The 16072-nt window shown below is 51.8% G+C and carries 15 protein-coding genes and 1 pseudogene; 15 read left to right on the top strand and 1 reads right to left on the bottom strand.

What is annotated here, in order from left to right; genetic code table 11:
* The 13 genes from galU (at nt 1) to ACZ9W6_RS12360 (ending at nt 14793) form a co-directional block, all read left to right on the top strand.
* Complete coding sequence (gene galU, locus ACZ9W6_RS12420; protein WP_465191477.1) at nt 1–873, top strand: UTP--glucose-1-phosphate uridylyltransferase GalU; 873 nt, start codon at nt 1–3, stop codon at nt 871–873.
* A gap of 66 nt (nt 874–939) precedes the next feature.
* Nucleotides 940–1482 carry a hypoxanthine-guanine phosphoribosyltransferase gene (locus ACZ9W6_RS12415; RefSeq protein ID WP_465191476.1) on the top strand — a complete coding sequence of 181 codons (543 nt, stop codon included), beginning with the start codon at nt 940–942 and terminating at the stop codon, nt 1480–1482.
* Nucleotides 1483–1586: 104 nt separating this feature from the next.
* Nucleotides 1587–2315 (top strand): S-methyl-5'-thioinosine phosphorylase, encoded by a 729-nt coding sequence (locus ACZ9W6_RS12410; RefSeq protein ID WP_465191475.1) that lies wholly within the window; start codon nt 1587–1589, stop codon nt 2313–2315.
* A 12-nt stretch (nt 2316–2327) separates the two neighbouring features.
* Nucleotides 2328–3101 carry a glucose-1-phosphate cytidylyltransferase gene (rfbF, locus tag ACZ9W6_RS12405; RefSeq protein ID WP_465191474.1) on the top strand — a complete coding sequence of 258 codons (774 nt, stop codon included), beginning with the start codon at nt 2328–2330 and terminating at the stop codon, nt 3099–3101.
* Entirely contained in the window at nt 3086–4159 is a 1074-nt protein-coding gene (gene rfbG / locus ACZ9W6_RS12400; RefSeq protein ID WP_465191473.1) for a CDP-glucose 4,6-dehydratase, read from the top strand. The genes rfbF and rfbG overlap by 16 nt, the downstream gene beginning before the upstream one ends.
* Nucleotides 4089–4724 carry a dTDP-4-dehydrorhamnose 3,5-epimerase family protein gene (locus ACZ9W6_RS12395; RefSeq protein WP_465191472.1) on the top strand — a complete coding sequence of 212 codons (636 nt, stop codon included), beginning with the start codon at nt 4089–4091 and terminating at the stop codon, nt 4722–4724. The genes rfbG and ACZ9W6_RS12395 overlap by 71 nt, the downstream gene beginning before the upstream one ends.
* The gene (locus tag ACZ9W6_RS12390) at nt 4721–5950 is read left to right on the top strand and encodes a methyltransferase domain-containing protein (protein ID WP_465191471.1); all 1230 of its coding nucleotides are present in this window, start codon (nt 4721–4723) and stop codon (nt 5948–5950) included. Before ACZ9W6_RS12395 ends, ACZ9W6_RS12390 begins: the two co-directional genes overlap by 4 nt.
* Nucleotides 5951–5963: 13 nt before the next feature.
* Nucleotides 5964–6782: an NAD-dependent epimerase/dehydratase family protein gene (locus ACZ9W6_RS12385; protein ID WP_465191470.1), complete on the top strand. Its 819-nt coding sequence runs from the start codon at nt 5964–5966 to the stop codon at nt 6780–6782.
* A 91-nt stretch (nt 6783–6873) separates the two neighbouring features.
* Entirely contained in the window at nt 6874–7626 is a 753-nt protein-coding gene (locus tag ACZ9W6_RS12380; RefSeq protein ID WP_465191469.1) for a cephalosporin hydroxylase family protein, read from the top strand.
* 4 nt (nt 7627–7630) lie between these two features.
* Entirely contained in the window at nt 7631–8842 is a 1212-nt protein-coding gene (locus ACZ9W6_RS12375; RefSeq protein ID WP_465191468.1) for a glycosyltransferase family 2 protein, read from the top strand.
* 312 nt (nt 8843–9154) lie between these two features.
* Nucleotides 9155–9907 (top strand): cephalosporin hydroxylase family protein, encoded by a 753-nt coding sequence (locus ACZ9W6_RS12370; protein ID WP_465191467.1) that lies wholly within the window; start codon nt 9155–9157, stop codon nt 9905–9907.
* 4 nt (nt 9908–9911) lie between these two features.
* Entirely contained in the window at nt 9912–13841 is a 3930-nt protein-coding gene (locus ACZ9W6_RS12365) for a glycosyltransferase (protein WP_465191466.1), read from the top strand.
* 109 nt (nt 13842–13950) lie between these two features.
* Nucleotides 13951–14793, top strand: coding sequence for a flagellin N-terminal helical domain-containing protein (locus ACZ9W6_RS12360; RefSeq protein WP_465191465.1), 843 nt, complete (start codon nt 13951–13953; stop codon nt 14791–14793).
* Between the two features lie 129 nt (nt 14794–14922).
* Here the strand turns inward: ACZ9W6_RS12360 and ACZ9W6_RS12355 are convergent, their stop codons facing one another.
* Nucleotides 14923–15018 (bottom strand): integrase core domain-containing protein, encoded by a 96-nt coding sequence (locus ACZ9W6_RS12355; protein WP_465191464.1) that lies wholly within the window; start codon nt 15016–15018, stop codon nt 14923–14925.
* Between the two features lie 25 nt (nt 15019–15043).
* Between ACZ9W6_RS12355 and ACZ9W6_RS12350 the strand changes: the two are divergent.
* Nucleotides 15044–15337 (top strand): annotated as a pseudogene (locus ACZ9W6_RS12350) (DDE-type integrase/transposase/recombinase); the annotation flags it as partial.
* Between the two features lie 460 nt (nt 15338–15797).
* On the top strand, nt 15798–16072 hold a 275-nt coding region (locus tag ACZ9W6_RS12345; RefSeq protein WP_465191463.1), incomplete at its 3' end, for a hypothetical protein.

The following is a 16072-nucleotide window of genomic DNA, read 5'->3' as shown; positions in this document are numbered from 1 at the left end:
ATGCAAAAAATTCGTAAAGCGGTTTTCCCGGTTGCCGGCATGGGCACCCGTTTCCTACCGGCAACTAAGGCCAGCCCGAAAGAGATGCTGCCTATCGTGGATAAGCCCTTGATCCAGTATGCGGTGGAAGAAGCCGTTGCTGCCGGTATCACGGAGCTGATCTTCATTACCGGCCGCAACAAGCGCAGTATCGAAGATCATTTCGACAAGGCTTACGAACTGGAAACCGAGCTGGAAAACCGCAACAAGAAAAAATTGCTGGATCTGGTGCAGGATATACTGCCTAGTAATGTTAGTTGTATTTACATCCGGCAAGCCGAGGCTTTGGGTCTTGGCCATGCGGTACTGTGCGCCCGGCCAGCAGTGGGCGACGAGCCGTTTGCGGTGATCCTGGCCGATGATCTGATTGATGGCGAGCCGGGTGCGCTTGACCAGATGGTTGGTCTTTTCAACGAGACGCATAGCTCGGTGCTGGGTGTCGAGACCGTGGCGCGCGAGGAAACCGGCTCTTACGGTATTGTCGAGATCAAGGACAATGCGCGTGGTGATCAGCAAGTATCCAGCATTGTCGAGAAGCCACATCCTGATGTCGCGCCATCCAATCTGGCGGTAGTTGGTCGCTATATCCTGACACCACGCATCTTTGACAAGCTGCTGAACACCACGCCGGGCGCCGGCGGCGAGATCCAGCTGACTGACGGCATTGCCGCCTTGCTGAAAGAAGAACCGGTGCTGGCCCTGCCTTTCGAAGGCACGCGTTACGATTGCGGCTCCAAACTGGGCTATCTGAAGGCGACGGTCGAGCTGGGCATGAAACACCATGAAGTCGGAGCGGCATTTGCCGATTACCTCGCCAGTATCAAACGGGTATAATCTATCCCATTGTGAATTGCGCCGTCTGCTGTGGGCAGGCGGCGCTCGTTTTTGAAAGGAAGCAAGATGGCAAACGTTGCCGAGGCACGCGGTATTCTCAATAGCTCCGATATCCTGTTCAGTGCGCAGGAGGTGGACGCTGCTGTCGATCGCATGGCTACAGAAATTACCGAAAAGCTGGGCGAGAGCTATCCGCTGGTGCTGTCGGTGATGGGTGGTGCTGTCGTGTTTACCGGCCAGTTGCTGCCGCGCCTGATTTTCCCGCTGGACTTCGACTATGTGCACGTTTCCCGCTACGGCGACAAGACCAGCGGTGGCGAGCTGGTGTGGAAAACTGCCCCGAAAGAAGACGTGCGTGACCGCGTCGTGCTGGTGCTGGATGACATTTTGGACGAAGGCCACACCATGGCTGCCATCCGCGACAAGGTACTGGCCATGGGTGCCAAGGCCTTCTACAGCGGCGTGTTTGCCAACAAGCTGATTAGCAAGGACAAGCCGATCGCCGCTGACTTCGTTGGTCTGGATGTACCTGACCGTTATGTATTCGGCTACGGCATGGATGTACGCGGTGCCTGGCGTAACCTGCCGGCGATTCATGCGCTGAAGTAAGGTTGGCCGCAAGCCCGTGAAAAGCCCACACGTCAATTGTTGTGGGCTTTTTTCATGCAGAAAGATTAGAATTCAGGCAGAGCAGTCATAACAAGGAGAAAGCCATGCTCGCCATCATCGGAGGCTCCAGCCTCGTCAAATTGCCCATCCTGGAAGTCACCCACCGGCAGGTTGTCCGTACCCCTTATGGCGACCCGTCCTGCCCGCTGATTTTCGGCCGCATCGGCCAGCAGAATGTGGTGTTCATGGCTAGACATGGCTATGGCAACTCGATTGCCCCGCATGAAATCAATTACCGGGCCAATATCTGGGCCTTGCAGAGTGTCGGTGCCAAAGGCGTCATCGCGATCGGTGCGGTCGGGGCGATCAGGCCGGATCTGGCTCCGGGTACTTTGGTGATCCCTGATGATGTGATCGACTATACCTGGGGACGGAAGCATACTTATTTTGAGGGTGCAGATCGGCCATTGGTTCATGCCGATTTTACCCAAGCCTATGATGCTGCTCTGCGGGGTATATTGATTGCTGCTGTTGCGGACAGTCAATTGCGCTTCAGTGCCCGGGCGACTTATGCCTGCACCCAAGGGCCTCGCCTGGAAAGCGTGGCTGAAATTCTCAGGCTAGAGCGAGATGGTGCCGATATTGTCGGTATGACCGGCATGCCGGAGGCTATTCTGGCTCGCGAGCTGGATTTGCCCTATGCACATTTGTGTACGGTCATTAACTGGGCTGCCGGAAAGGGCAATTCCCGCCAGGCGGTGGTATTTGACATGCAGTGCAAACAGCGCAGTGTGGACGAGATTTCTGCGGTACTGACGAAACTGTTTGATTAAGCGGATAAAAAAATGGTCAAGGCGGTGATTCTGGCTGGTGGACTGGGAACGCGTATTAGCGAAGAGACTCATCTGCGTCCAAAGCCGATGATAGACATTGGTGGTAAGCCGATACTCTGGCACATCATGAAAATCTTCTCGGCACATGGTGTTAATGACTTCATCGTGTGTTGTGGCTACAAGGGTTATGTGATCAAGGAGTATTTTGCCAATTACTTCCTGCACATGTCTGACGTGACCTTCGACATGCTAAATAACAAGATGGAAGTCCATCACAAGCATGCCGAGCCTTGGCGGGTCACGCTGGTTGATACCGGGGATCATAGTATGACCGGTGGCCGTTTGCTGCGGGTGGCGGAGTATCTGCAGGATGAGCAGGAGTTCCTGTTTACCTACGGTGATGGTGTGTCTGATGTCGATATCTCTGCCTTGCTGGCATTTCATCGCCAGCATGGCAGGCAGGCAACTGTTACTGGGGTGCAGCCACCTGGGCGGTACGGCGCACTCAATCTGGAGGGGGACGCTGTGATCAGCTTCCTCGAAAAGCCTCCCGGTGATGGTGCCTGGATCAATGGCGGCTTTTTTGTCTTGTCGCCAAAGGTATTGACACGACTGGATGGCGATGACGCTATTTGGGAAGCCTCTCCGCTGCAAGGTTTGGCCGCCGATGGTGAGCTTCAGGTCTTCAGGCATGCCGGTTTCTGGCAGCCTATGGACACGCTGCGCGACAAGAATTTCCTCGAAGAACTCTGGTCGGGTGGCAATGCACCGTGGAAAGTCTGGTGATGTTGCCATCTGTCGATTTCTGGCGTGATAAGCGGGTCTTGCTTACCGGTCACACTGGCTTCAAGGGTAGCTGGCTGGCCATTTGCCTGCATGAACTGGGTGCCGAGGTGCATGGCTTGGCTTTGGCGCCGCCTACTACACCTTCGATGTATGACTGTGCGGGTGTGGCCAATTTACTGGGTAGCGATATACGAGCAGATATCCGGGATGCAGAGGCTGTAGCGAAGTCCGTGCAGCGGCTACAGCCGGATATCGTGTTGCACTTGGCGGCACAGCCATTGGTAAGAGCGTCCTACCAAGCTCCGGCTGAAACCTACGCAATCAATGTCATGGGTACCTTGCATGTATTGGAGGCTATTCGCCGCACCGGTAGCGTAAAAGCGGTTGTCGTGGTGACCACTGACAAATGTTACGAAAATCGCGAGTGGCCATGGCCGTATCGAGAGATTGAGGCTTTGGGCGGGCATGACCCCTATTCCAGCAGCAAGGCATGTGCAGAGATCCTGTTAGCGTCTTATCGTCGTTCCTATTTTGCCGATGCTGGTATTGCCGTTGCAACGGCGCGGGCTGGTAATGTGATCGGTGGCGGTGATTGGGCGCAGGATCGCCTGTTACCGGACTTTTTGCGTGCAATAGAGGCAGGACAAGCTTTGGGCGTGCGTTCGCCAGGAGCCATCCGGCCATGGCAGCATGTACTGGAGCCCTTGCATGGCTATCTGTTACTTGCTGAGCGCTTATTCAAAGACGGTCAGACGTTTGCTGATGCCTGGAACTTCGGGCCGGCTGATCATGACTGCCGCAGCGTCGGCTGGATTGCCGATACCCTGTGTGAGTTGGATGCGCGGGCAACTTGGGAGCGTAACGATACCTTGCAGCCTCACGAAGCGGGTTTGTTGAAGCTTGACAGCAGCAAGGCCATAGCCCGCCTTGGTTGGCAGCCCCGCTGGGACTTGCGTAAAGCACTGCAGCATACACTGGACTGGCATCATGCCTGGTGCCGTGGGGATGATTTACAGACCGTTTGCCAGCAGCAAATTACAGCTTACCGCCAATCCTGAAATCATGAGCCGATTCGAATTTATCCAGACCCCGCTGGCAGGATTGCTGCAAGTGCAGCGTCTGCGCTTGGGTGATGCCCGGGGCTTCCTGCAAAGAGTGTGGTGTCAGCAAGAATGGCAAGCCATTTTCGGTGAGCGTCAAATTGCCCAGATCAATCATACCTACAGTGCAAAAGCCGGCACCTTGCGCGGTCTGCATTTCCAGCGTCCGCCGTATGCAGAAGCCAAGTATGTGTCTTGCCTGCGTGGTCGGGTGCTGGACGTTGCGGTGGATTTGAGACCGGATTCGCCAACATTCCTGCAATGGCATGCCGAAGAGCTCAGTGCGACCAACCTGAAAAGCCTGTTTATTCCCGAGGGTTTTGCTCATGGTTTTCAGACTCTGGCGGATGACTGCGAGATGCTGTATTTGCATAGTGCGGGCTATTTGGCGGAGGCTGAGGGCGGGCTCAACGCTCTTGATCCACGACTGGCAATACCATGGCCATTACCGGTCAGCGAACAGTCGGCACGAGACCGGGAGTTTGCGTTTATTGATGATTTATTCAGCGGAGTCCGACCATGAAATGCCGGCATTGCGGCCAACCTTTGCAGCTGCCGCTGATTGATCTGGGCAGTGCGCCACCCTCCAACGCCTATCTGTCTGCCGCTGATCTGGCCAAGCCGGAGAAGTGGTTTCCCTTGCGGGTGATGGTTTGCCAGCATTGCTGGCTGGTGCAAACCGAAGATTTTGCCGAAGCTGGCGAGTTGTTTTCGCCGGATTACGCCTATTTCAGCAGCTTTTCGGCCAGTTGGCTGTTGCATGCCAAATGTTATGTGGACGAAATGCGCAGTCGTTTCGATCTGGATAAAGACTGTATGGTGGCTGAAATTGCGGCCAACGATGGCTATCTGCTGCAGTACGTACAGGCGGCAGGTATTCCTTGTTATGGCGTTGAGCCAACAGTCAGCACCGCAACAGCGGCACGTAAACTGGGGTTGGAGATTGTTGATGCCTTCTTTGGGGTGGCGCTGGCGACGCAATTGCGGGACTCAGGTCGCGCTGCAGATTTGCTGGTAGCCAATAATGTGCTTGCCCACGTACCGGACATCAATGATTTTGTTGCCGGTTTTGCCGTGCTGCTCAAGCCACAAGGCGTGGCGACATTCGAGTTTCCACATTTGTTGTCTTTGCTGACGTACAAGCAGTTCGACACCATCTATCACGAGCATTTTTCCTATTTGTCGCTAACCGCCTTGTTACCGGTATTTGCTGCGGCAGGATTGCAGGTATTTGATGTCGAAAAATTGCCTACGCATGGCGGCAGCCTGCGACTGTTTGTGCAGCGCATTGACTGCGGACCCCATGCCATTGCACCTCGGGTATTGGCTACGCTGACAGAAGAGAGGCAAGCCAACCTTGCCCATGAATCAGGTTATCAGGCATTTCAGCAAGCGGCAGACAAGGTAAAGAATGACTTTATTGCTTTCCTGATTGCGGCAAAGCGTGATGGCAAGCGAGTGATGGCCTATGGTGCTGCAGCCAAGGGTAATACCTTGCTTAACTATGCTGGTGTTCGACCTGACTTGCTGGAGGCTGTGGTGGATCGCAATCCGGCCAAGCAAGGGCAATATTTGCCAGGCAGTCGTATCCCGATTGTTGCCGAAGATAAATTACACGAGTTCCGGCCCGACTACGTGGTTCTGCTACCGTGGAATCTGCGCGATGAGCTGACGGTGCAGCTTGAGTACATCCGCGAATGGGGCGGGCGTTTTGTGGTGGCGGTACCGGCGTTGAGCATCCTGGACTGATGTGGAGAAAAATGTGGCACAACGAGTATTGTTGACCGGCGCAACTGGCTTTGTTGGTCGCCATATACTGCATAGCTTGCTGGCGGCTGGTCTTCAGGTGTCCGCAGTTTGTCGGGCGGGGAAGGAGGCTACCTTACCGGCTGCAGTGACTGTCGTCTGTTGTGATGATGCATTCACGGTCTCTGCGGATTGGTGGGAGCAGACGTGTGCTGGTTCTGATGTAGTAATTCATGCTGCATGGTATGTCGAGCCACGCGATTATTTACACTCAGAACGGAATCTTGATTGTTTACAGGGAACTTTGGCGCTGGCCAAAGGAGCGAGAGCCGCGGGTGTCAGCCGCTTTATCGGTATTGGTACCTGCTTCGAATATGATGTCAGTTACGGTGTGTTATCGGTTTGTACGCCGTTGTTACCACAAACACCCTATGCCAGTGCCAAAGCAGCGGCATATCTGGCCTTGTCATCCTACTTTGAGGGCAGTCACTGTGATTTTGTCTGGGCAAGATTATTTTATCTGTATGGCAAAGGAGAAAAGCCAGCTAGGCTGATTCCTTATTTGCATGACAAGTTGGCCGCGGGTTTGCCCGTAGAGCTGACTAGTGGCAAACAAATCAGAGATTATATGCGGGTCGAGTCGGCTGGTGAGCGCATCGCGGCACTCGTTTCGGCACAGCAGACTGGTGCGGTAAATATCTGTTCGGGTGAGCCGATTACTATTCGTCAGCTGGCAATGGATATTGCTGCTGAATACGGACGGCAGGATTTGCTGCGCTTTGGTGCGAGGGCCGACAATCCCTTTGATCCGCCATGTGTGCTCGGGGTGGTCTGATCATTCTTGTTTCAGGCAAGCTGCCCAAATAAATAATCATGATCTGCAGGGCATGCGGCTGATCTTATTTTGAAAATGAGTGGGGATATCAATGAAAAGTGATCTGGAGGCGTTCAAGGGCGAGTGCCAGCAGAATATGCAGGTACAGGCGGCAGATAGCCGCTTTGTGAAAAGCGCTGCTGACTTTTTGACGCAATCGGTGGGGCACAAGTATTCCTACAATTTCGAATGGCTGGGTATGCCCATCATTCAGTACCCGCAAGATATCGTTGCTATGCAGCAACTGGTATGGGAAGTAAAGCCGGACCTGATCATCGAGACCGGCATTGCTCGCGGCGGCTCGCTGGTGTTTTATGCCTCATTACTTGAGCTGAATGCCCTGTGTGGCGGTCCTGGTGATGCGCGGGTGCTCGGTATCGATATCGATATTCGACCGCACAATCATGCCGCCATCCAGCAACACCCGATGGCTCATCGTATCGAGATGCTGCAAGGATCCAGTATTGCTGACGACATGATCGCCCAAGTACAAGCGAGAGCACTGGGGGCCGGCAAGATTATGGTGCTACTGGATAGCAATCATACTCATGAGCACGTATTGGCCGAATTACGCGCTTACGCTCCGTTGGTCAGTTGCGGCAGTTACTGCGTGGTCTTTGATACCCTGATTGAAGACATGCCGGCAGATGCCTACCCCGATCGCCCCTGGGGCAAGGGGAATAATCCTAAGACCGCTGTCTGGCAGTACCTGAAAGAAAATGCCGATTTCGAGATTGAGCAAGGTATGGATCAGCGCTTGCTGATTTCTGTTGCTCCAAGTGGTTATTTGAAGAAAATTCGTTAACACCATGCCCTTCCTGCCGACCAAGCCACTGAAAAACCGGTTGACCATATTCATTACCAGCTATAACTACGCGCACTACATTGATCAGGCTATTGAGTCTGTACTCAACCAGACTTCGGCAGATTGGAATCTGGTTATTCTTGACAATCGATCGACTGACAACACTTCTGAAGTGGTTGCGCGCTATCTGGATGATGCGCGAATCTCATTCTATGTACGCCCAGAGAATATTGGTCATCGTGGGAATACCTTGTCTGGCTACCGTGATCTGGACAGTGAGTTTATATCTGCTTTGCAAGCAGATGATTTGCTTGAGCCTGAGTTTGTTGAACGTGCATTGCAGGCATTTGATTTACATCCTCAAATTCCCTTTGTGGCACAAAAGTGGAAGCATTATATCGAGGTCAGTGGCAAATACGCCGACCCGAAAACGACACCATTTCCTGCGGACTTTAGTGGCCTGATCCGCATTTCGCCATTCTTATGCTTCTGTAACTTTATTCCCTTGCATCTGGCTGTCTTTCGTCAAGCCTGCCTTGAAGAGGCGCTGATTGCTCTGGAACAGTCACCCTTGCAGCAGCTGTGCGAGGTGCCGCTGTTCAAAACCTGTGAGGACATATTTGGTCCGAGTTATTACATTTCGGCGGTCGGGGGGTATTGGCGGCGTCACGATGAGCAGATTAGCAACAAGCATATGGGTAATGCCGTAGCCAGCATTGAGGAACCACTGGAGCGCCTTTGGTATGCGCGAGAGGCGAAAGACCCGAATCCAGACTGCGTCTTTATGTCTTTGCTTACTTTTAATTGGAGGACTGGCAGAACGTCGTATCGCCAGGCCTTAAACTGGTTGACTGGCGAGCAGGGGCAGGTATTTCTTCAAAGTCACCGTTTGTCAACCGATATGGCTACACTGAACCGGTGGTTCGATCTGGCTTTTGTCTTGGGACTAAAGCGTACAGTGAATACACCATTTGACGTGTATAAGGGTGATGATATTGAACTGCTGTTATTACACTATTCTGAGTGGCGGCAATTCAACAGCCTGCGCGCTATCCTCGAGCATGCTGCCATAGTACTTGGTCCAACAGTTTTGCCAGTAGATGAGATTGATGCGCTATGTTCAGCAGCAGAGAAACGCCGTAATACTTGGTATATCGCTTCCCGACTGTTTGTCCGAGCTGCCATGTGGTACACGACGAAGATGGCGAGGCTATGAAGAGCTGAGGACACGTCTTGAGTACATCTGGGAATGAGAGGGCGATTTGTGCTGGTGGTACCGACGTTGAGCATCCGAGACTGATGTGGAGAATAATGTGGCAAAACGAGTATTGTTGACCGGCGCAACTGGTTTTGTTGGTCGCCATATACTGCCGAAGGCCGGCAATCCTTTTGATCTGCCATATGTGCTGGGTCTTGTTTGAACATACTTGCAGCAGGCAGATCATGTTGCTCTGCCGATCTTTAGAGTATTTATGTTACGGCCAATCGTCATTCGGTTGACCGTATTGAGAAATAGGTGGGGATATCAATGAGAAGTGACCTCGAAGCGTTCACGAAAGAGTGCCAACAGAATATGCAGGTACAGGCGGCAGATAGCCGCTTTGTGAAAAGCGCTGCTGACTTTTTGACGCAATCGGTGGGGCACAAGTATTCCTACAATTTCGAATGGCTGGGTATGCCCATCATTCAGTACCCGCAAGATATCGTTGCTATGCAGCAACTGGTATGGGAAGTAAAGCCGGACCTGATCATCGAGACCGGCATTGCTCGCGGCGGCTCGCTGGTGTTTTATGCCTCATTACTTGAGCTGAATGCCCTGTGTGGCGGTCCTGGTGATGCGCGGGTGCTCGGTATCGATATCGATATTCGACCGCACAATCATGCCGCCATCCAGCAACACCCGATGGCTCATCGTATCGAGATGCTGCAAGGATCCAGTATTGCTGACGACATGATCGCCCAAGTACAAGCGAGAGCACTGGGGGCCGGCAAGATTATGGTGCTACTGGATAGCAATCATACTCATGAGCACGTATTGGCCGAATTACGCGCTTATGCTCCGTTGGCCAGTTGCGGCAGTTACTGCGTGGTCTTTGATACCCTGATTGAAGATATGCCGCCAGATGCCTACCCCGATCGCCCCTGGGGCAAGGGGGATAATCCTAAGACCGCTGTCTGGCAGTACCTGAAAGAAAATACTGATTTCGAGATTGAGCAAGGTATGGACCAGCGCTTGCTGATTTCTGTTGCTCCAAGTGGTTATTTGAAGAAAGTCCGTTAACACTATGCCGAACCTGCCGACCAAACCACTGAAAAACCGGTTGACCATATTCATTACCAGCTATAACTACGCGCACTATATTGATCAGGCTATTGAGTCCGTACTCAACCAGACTTCGGCAGATTGGAATCTGGTTATTCTTGACAATGGATCGACTGACAACACTGCTGAAGTGGTCGCGCGTTATCTGGATGATGCGCGAATTTCTTTCTATGTACGCCCAGAGAATATTGGTCATCGTGGGAATACCTTGTCTGGCTACCGTGATCTGGATAGTGAGTTTATATCTGCTTTGCAAGCAGATGATTTGCTTGAGCCTGAGTTTGTTGAACGTGCATTGCAGGCATTTGATTTACATCCTCAAATTCCCTTTGTGGCACAAAAGTGGAAACATTATATTGAGGCCAGTGAGGAGTATTCTGAGCCTCGGACGACGCCGTTCCCTGCGGACTTTAGTGGCCTGATCCGCATTTCGCCATTCTTATGCTTCTGTAACTTTATTCCCTTGCATCTGGCTGTCTTTCGTCAAGCCTGCCTTGACGAGGCCTTGGTGGCACTAGAACAGTCACCCTTGCAGCAATTGTGCGAGGTGCCGCTGTTCAAAACGTGTGAGGACTATTACGGTCCCAGTTATTACATCTCGGTAGTAGGTGGGTATTGGCGACGGCATGATGAGCAGATTACAAATAAGCATGTTGGTAATGCCGTAGCCAGTATTGAAGAGCCGTTAGAGCGGATCTGGTATGTACAGAATGCTGCTAATCCATATCTCTACACACACTTCATGTCGTTGGTAACGTTGTATTGTTTGAATAGTCGGGCAACTTTGAAAGCCAGCGCTCAATGGTTGTTGAGCAAGGATGGACGAAAGTTTGCCAAGAGCCAGCGCTTGGACATTGACGATGAATTAGCACTTGGGCTGGAAGATCTGGCGTTGGTGCTGGGACTTAAACGTACGGCCTATACGCCATTCAGTGTGCTGGACAGGGATGATCTTGGTGGATGGCTATTGAGCTACGCCAAGGAGCGTGGTGTTTGCAGTTTGCGTGATGTTCTGGAACAGGCATTGTTGCGATTGCCTGACGGGTTGCTGCACGCTAATGAGATAGACAAGCTAGTCGAGCATTTCAAGATTGATCTTGATGACCTAGAGGACCATGGCCAGCAGCAAAAGAAAAAGGCATCAGTCATCAGTAGCGGCAGCTATGCGGAGTGGATTGATCGGCATAGTATTTCGGAAGCGGAAACCGATGGTTTTGCCATGCGTTACAAGCAGCGCGGCGGGGCCAAGAGTTTTGATTTGCTTGTTCGAATGAACGAGGGTGAACAAGACTTGTTGGCGCAGACACTTGATAGTCTGCAGCGTTTGCTGGTCCCCAGTTGGCGCTTGGTAGTCGTTGCCGATCAGCCTGCGGTCGACCCTGCATTCGATAGTCATCAAAATCTTGCCTGGATTCAGGTTGCCTCGCTAGAGGATGAAACCGCCCTTGCGGAGGGGTTCAATTATCTTGCGGCCAACTCCAATGCCGATTATTTTGCTTTACTGCCAATTGGCTTTCTGATCGAACCGCATGCCTTGTTGATGATCGAGGACTATTTTGTCCTGCATCCCGAGTGGCAACTGTTGTATACCGATCATGATTATGTGAACCGTGATCTGTCATTATCAAGACCACAGTTCAAGCCAGACTTCGATCGCTATTATCTTTACTCTTACGACTACATCGGACAGTCCGTTATTTTTGGCCGTGATGTATTGCATGATTTGGGTGGTTTACATGCCTATCCCGAAGCTGAGGTTTTTGATCTGCTGTTGCGCGCAAGCGTCGAGTTGGAAGAGGGGCGAATTGGCCATCTGGCAGAACCGTTGTTGCACTTCCCCGAGCGAAGCAGTGCTTTACGGCATCTGTCGTACGCGGCGCGCAAAGTTGCTCTTGAGCAGTTCATCATCCGGAGTGGAATTGATGCGACGGTTGGTAGCTCACTTCATGATGATGTTTTTCATATCGACTTTGCCCTGAGCGCCAGACCTTTGGTGTCTGTCATTATCCCGAACAGGGACAAGATCGAGTTCTTGCAGCCTTGTATCGAGAGTCTGCTCAAGCGCACAGACTATACCGATTACGAAATTCTGGTAGTGGATAACGACAGTCATGATCCTGACGTGCTCCAGTATTACCTCCAGCTTGAGAGTCGCTTGGGTGATCGGCTCCGTGTGTTGCGCTATCCGCATCCGTTTAACTTTTCGGCGCAAGTGAACTTGGGTGTTGAGGCGGCTCGTGGCGAGTATGTTGTACTACTGAATAATGACACGGAGGTAATTCAATCCAACTGGCTGGAAAGAATGTTGTCATTGGGTCAGCAAGAGAATGTGGGGGCTGTCGGTGCACGCCTGTTGTTCCCTGAAACAGGCAAGATTCAACACGCAGGGGTGATGAGTGGTGGTTTGCCAGGCGCAGATGTTATTGCGCATCACCAGTTTGTTGGTATGGAAGGTAATGCTGCCGGCTATATGAATCGTATCTGGTGTATGCAGAAGACGATGGTGACGGCAGCCTGCATGCTGGTGAAAAAAACGGTCTATCAGCAGGTGGGCGGTTTCGATGCCACTAATCTGACAGTCTTGTTTAATGATGTGGATTTTTGTCTTCGTCTTGAAGCTGCGGGGTACCAGAGCCTCTATCAGCCCTACGCCAGCCTTATGCATCATCACGGTGTCAGCATTTCGGCAAGTAGTGTCAGTGACATGAAGCGGCATTTATCCTCGCTGATCAGGGATGCCGGCGAGCGCGAATACATGCTGAAGGCCTGGTTGCCAAGGTTGGCCGCAGATCCTGCATTCAACCGGAATCTTGATCTGGCTAATAGTCGGCATCGGGTTAGTGCATTACCGGCTCCATGGGATCCCAAGCTTGCGCATCTGCCAAAGGTTCTGGCCAATCGTTTGACTGGTGGTAGTGGTGATTACCGAGTGGAGCAGCCGCTAGCTATGTTACGTAGCCAAGGTCTTATGCATACGGCAGTTATCCCCAACAGCAAAGATAAAGGCATGCGCCTTCCGTCTCCGCTGGAGCTGCAAAGACTGGCTTGCAATGGCCTTATCCTGCAGAACCCGATTACTGATCTTCATCTGTTTTATCTTGAGGCATATCGCAAGTATTTGCCGGATGTGCGGATTTACATCGCAATTGATGATCTATTGGGTGCTGTGCCGGAAAAGAGTGGGGTTTATGTTTACCACCAACGTCATTTCCGGGATGCGCGCTCACGCTTGCGTCGGGCATTAAGCATGGCTGACAGGATGATTGTCAGTACACAGCCACTTGCGGATGCCTTTGCAGACATGATCGATGACATTATGGTCGTGCCAAATCGGCTGAAGAAATTTGATTGGGGGGCTTTGCGTAAGCCAAGGGTACCGTTGGCAGGGAGAAAGTTGCGAGTGGGTTGGGTTGGCGCGCAGCAACATCAGGGAGATCTTGAGTTGATTGCTGAGGTGGTCAAACAAACTGCTGAGGAGGTGGACTGGATCTTCATGGGGATGTGGCCGGAAGGTGTTGACGAGTTCATCAAGGAGAAGCACGGCTCGGTTCCGTTCCGGGACTATCCTGCAAAGGTTGCGGAGCTAGAATTGGACATTGCGCTGGCACCTTTGGAGGATAATGCTTTTAATGAAGCTAAAAGCAATTTACGTCTTCTCGAGTATGGTGCAATGGGATGGTCAGTTATTTGCTCGGATGTCTATCCTTACCGAACTAATAATGCACCGGTGTGCCGTGTCGATGGCAGTGTCGAACAATGGCTGTGCGAGATCCGTGCAAGGATTGCAAACCCTGAATTGGCTTGGCGTGAAGGTGATAAATTGCGCGCGTGGGTTGATCGGTTTTACTGGCTCGAGGAGCATCCACAGGACTGGTTGACTGCATTGACGTAAAAAAAGCTAAAGTTCCGTTTACGCTGGGCGATATAGAGTCATAAGCAAGATGCAATAGAGTCATAAGACCAAGCATCAAGATAAACTTAAGATTAAGTGAGGTACCAAAATGCCAATCATCGTTAATAGCAATATTGCTTCCCTGAATGCCCAGCGTAACCTGAACGGTTCTAACCAATCCTTGGCAACATCTTTGCAGCGTTTGTCTTCTGGTTTGCGTGTGAACAGTGCTAAAGATGATGCTGCAGGCTTGGCTGTTGCTGAAGGCTTGACTTCCCAAATTCGTGGTAACAATCAGGGCGTGCGCAATGCCTATGATGGCATCTCGGTTGCGCAGACTGCAGAAGGTGCTTTGGGTCAGGTTGGTAATAACCTGCAGCGTATCCGTGAAATTGCAGTGCAGGCATCTAACGGCGCAATTTCTGATGGCAATCGCTCCCAGCTGCAAAAAGAAGTTGACCAGCTGACCCAAGAAGTTTCGCGGATTATTACCACAACCAATTTTAACGGAACTGCCCTGCTGTCTGGTGGCTCCAGCATTACCTTCCAGGTTGGTGCTTCAGGTACTGCTGACAACCAGGTTGTTACTACTGGTGTTGATATGACTGCAATTGGTGGTTACACCGCTGATTTGACAGCAACTGGTACTGTTGATGTAACAAACTCTGGTGCTGCGTCTGCTGCGATTTCGGCAATGGATGCTGCTATTAGTGAAGTAACCAATACCCGTGCGACCTTTGGTGCGATTCAGAACCGGTTCGAAGCAGTTATTGCTAACATGCAGAACTTTACTGAGAACCTGAGCGCATCCAAGAGTCGTATTATGGATACAGACTTTGCTGCTGAAACTGCAATGATGACTCGTAATCAGATCCTGCAACAGGCTGGTACTTCAATTCTTGGTCAGGCAAATCAGTTGCCTCAAGCTGCTCTTTCTCTGCTGAGAGGCTAATAAAGATCAAGTGGTGAGAGTCTGAAGGTTTGGTACCTTATACCCGGCAATTAGCCGGGTTTTTTTATGGAGCGGTGATTCAGCATTTGTATTGACGCGACTGTAATGACCCAGCCCTTTCTGCACAGGTTAGGCTGCTAATTGATACGCCATCGCTGGAGTCTTCATCCCTAAAGCCTGATGCGGGCGTCGGTGGTTGTAGAACCCAATCCAGTTTGCAATCACCCGGCCAACCCGCGCACAAGATCATGATCCGGTCGTCCGCTTCGAAACCGAACCGGGTGTACAGATGCAAACCGACCTTGTGGTGTTTCGTCGAGGCAAGTCGCCACTCTCTGCCTTAGTGGCAACCTTGGGCTACAGCTGTTTATCCTTTGTGCGCTTTGTCGCCAGTGAAGGCTTCGAGCCTGTGCGAACCTGCCTGCAGGCTGCCTGCGATTACTTTCAGGGCATGCCGCAACAGGTGCTGTTCGACAATATGAAAACCGTGGTACAGAACCGCGATGCCTACGGCCGCGGGCAGCACCGTTTCCATCCCGGCCTCAGCTTCTAGCAGGAAGCCGATGATCTGTTCTTCGGTGAAGCGTTTCTTCATGTCCAATCTCCACGTCATGGTGATTGGACTCTAAAAGTTACGAGCTACTCAGTCGCGGGGAAATGTCGGGGGTAACGTTACTGTCTATGCTTGGTGTCCGGATTGACTGGATAGCTACCGTCCCCGACCTTTGCAGCCAAGGCAATGGGTTCGGGTGAGTTCCAGATGGATGATTCGTCTTGATAATGGTACCTGCAATATTGTTAAGTATTGTTTGTTAATGGTGGCTTCATTTGAAATCCTGTGGTTTTGGAGCAACAGGTGTCGAAGTATTGATATCGATCGATACAGAAGGACTGTAGTTATTCGATAATCAGTCGATAAACTCCAATATGAGTAGCTGTATTTATTTATTTTGCTGCATTTTGCTACATGGCAAGGCGCGGTTTTTATTGAATGGTGGACAACGATGAGCTTCTTTACAGGTTTGACAACCACACAAGTCGCCGGCCTTAGTACAACCACAATCGCGTCACTAAGTACGACCGACATAGTTGGAATCGCGACAAACCAAGCTGCTGCGTTGACCACCGCACAAATAGCCGCCCTGACGACTGCGCAGGTGGCTGCGCTGGAGACGGCAGATCTGGCAGCCCTGACGACGACCCAGATCGTGGCGCTGGGGACGGCACAGGCCGCAGCCTTGACGGCGACCCAGGTAGCCGGCATGACCACGTCGCAAGT

This window comes from Vogesella lacus (assembly GCF_979366295.1).
The sequence above is the reverse complement of the archived record's forward strand: the minus strand, read 5'-3'. Positions and strand labels throughout refer to the sequence as shown.

Excerpts from the sequence above, each read along its gene's own strand:
- ACZ9W6_RS12365 (WP_465191466.1), top strand. The coding sequence starts at position 9,912 with ATGCCGAACCTGCCGACCAAACCACTGAAAAACCGGTTGACCATATTC.
- ACZ9W6_RS12395 (WP_465191472.1), top strand. The coding sequence starts at position 4,089 with ATGCCTGGTGCCGTGGGGATGATTTACAGACCGTTTGCCAGCAGCAAA.
- rfbF (WP_465191474.1), top strand. The coding sequence starts at position 2,328 with ATGGTCAAGGCGGTGATTCTGGCTGGTGGACTGGGAACGCGTATTAGC.
- galU (WP_465191477.1), top strand. The coding sequence starts at position 1 with ATGCAAAAAATTCGTAAAGCGGTTTTCCCGGTTGCCGGCATGGGCACC.
- ACZ9W6_RS12380 (WP_465191469.1), top strand. The coding sequence starts at position 6,874 with ATGAAAAGTGATCTGGAGGCGTTCAAGGGCGAGTGCCAGCAGAATATG.
- ACZ9W6_RS12390 (WP_465191471.1), top strand. The coding sequence starts at position 4,721 with ATGAAATGCCGGCATTGCGGCCAACCTTTGCAGCTGCCGCTGATTGAT.
- ACZ9W6_RS12415 (WP_465191476.1), top strand. The coding sequence starts at position 940 with ATGGCAAACGTTGCCGAGGCACGCGGTATTCTCAATAGCTCCGATATC.
- ACZ9W6_RS12375 (WP_465191468.1), top strand. The coding sequence starts at position 7,631 with ATGCCCTTCCTGCCGACCAAGCCACTGAAAAACCGGTTGACCATATTC.
- ACZ9W6_RS12370 (WP_465191467.1), top strand. The coding sequence starts at position 9,155 with ATGAGAAGTGACCTCGAAGCGTTCACGAAAGAGTGCCAACAGAATATG.
- ACZ9W6_RS12360 (WP_465191465.1), top strand. The coding sequence starts at position 13,951 with ATGCCAATCATCGTTAATAGCAATATTGCTTCCCTGAATGCCCAGCGT.
- ACZ9W6_RS12410 (WP_465191475.1), top strand. The coding sequence starts at position 1,587 with ATGCTCGCCATCATCGGAGGCTCCAGCCTCGTCAAATTGCCCATCCTG.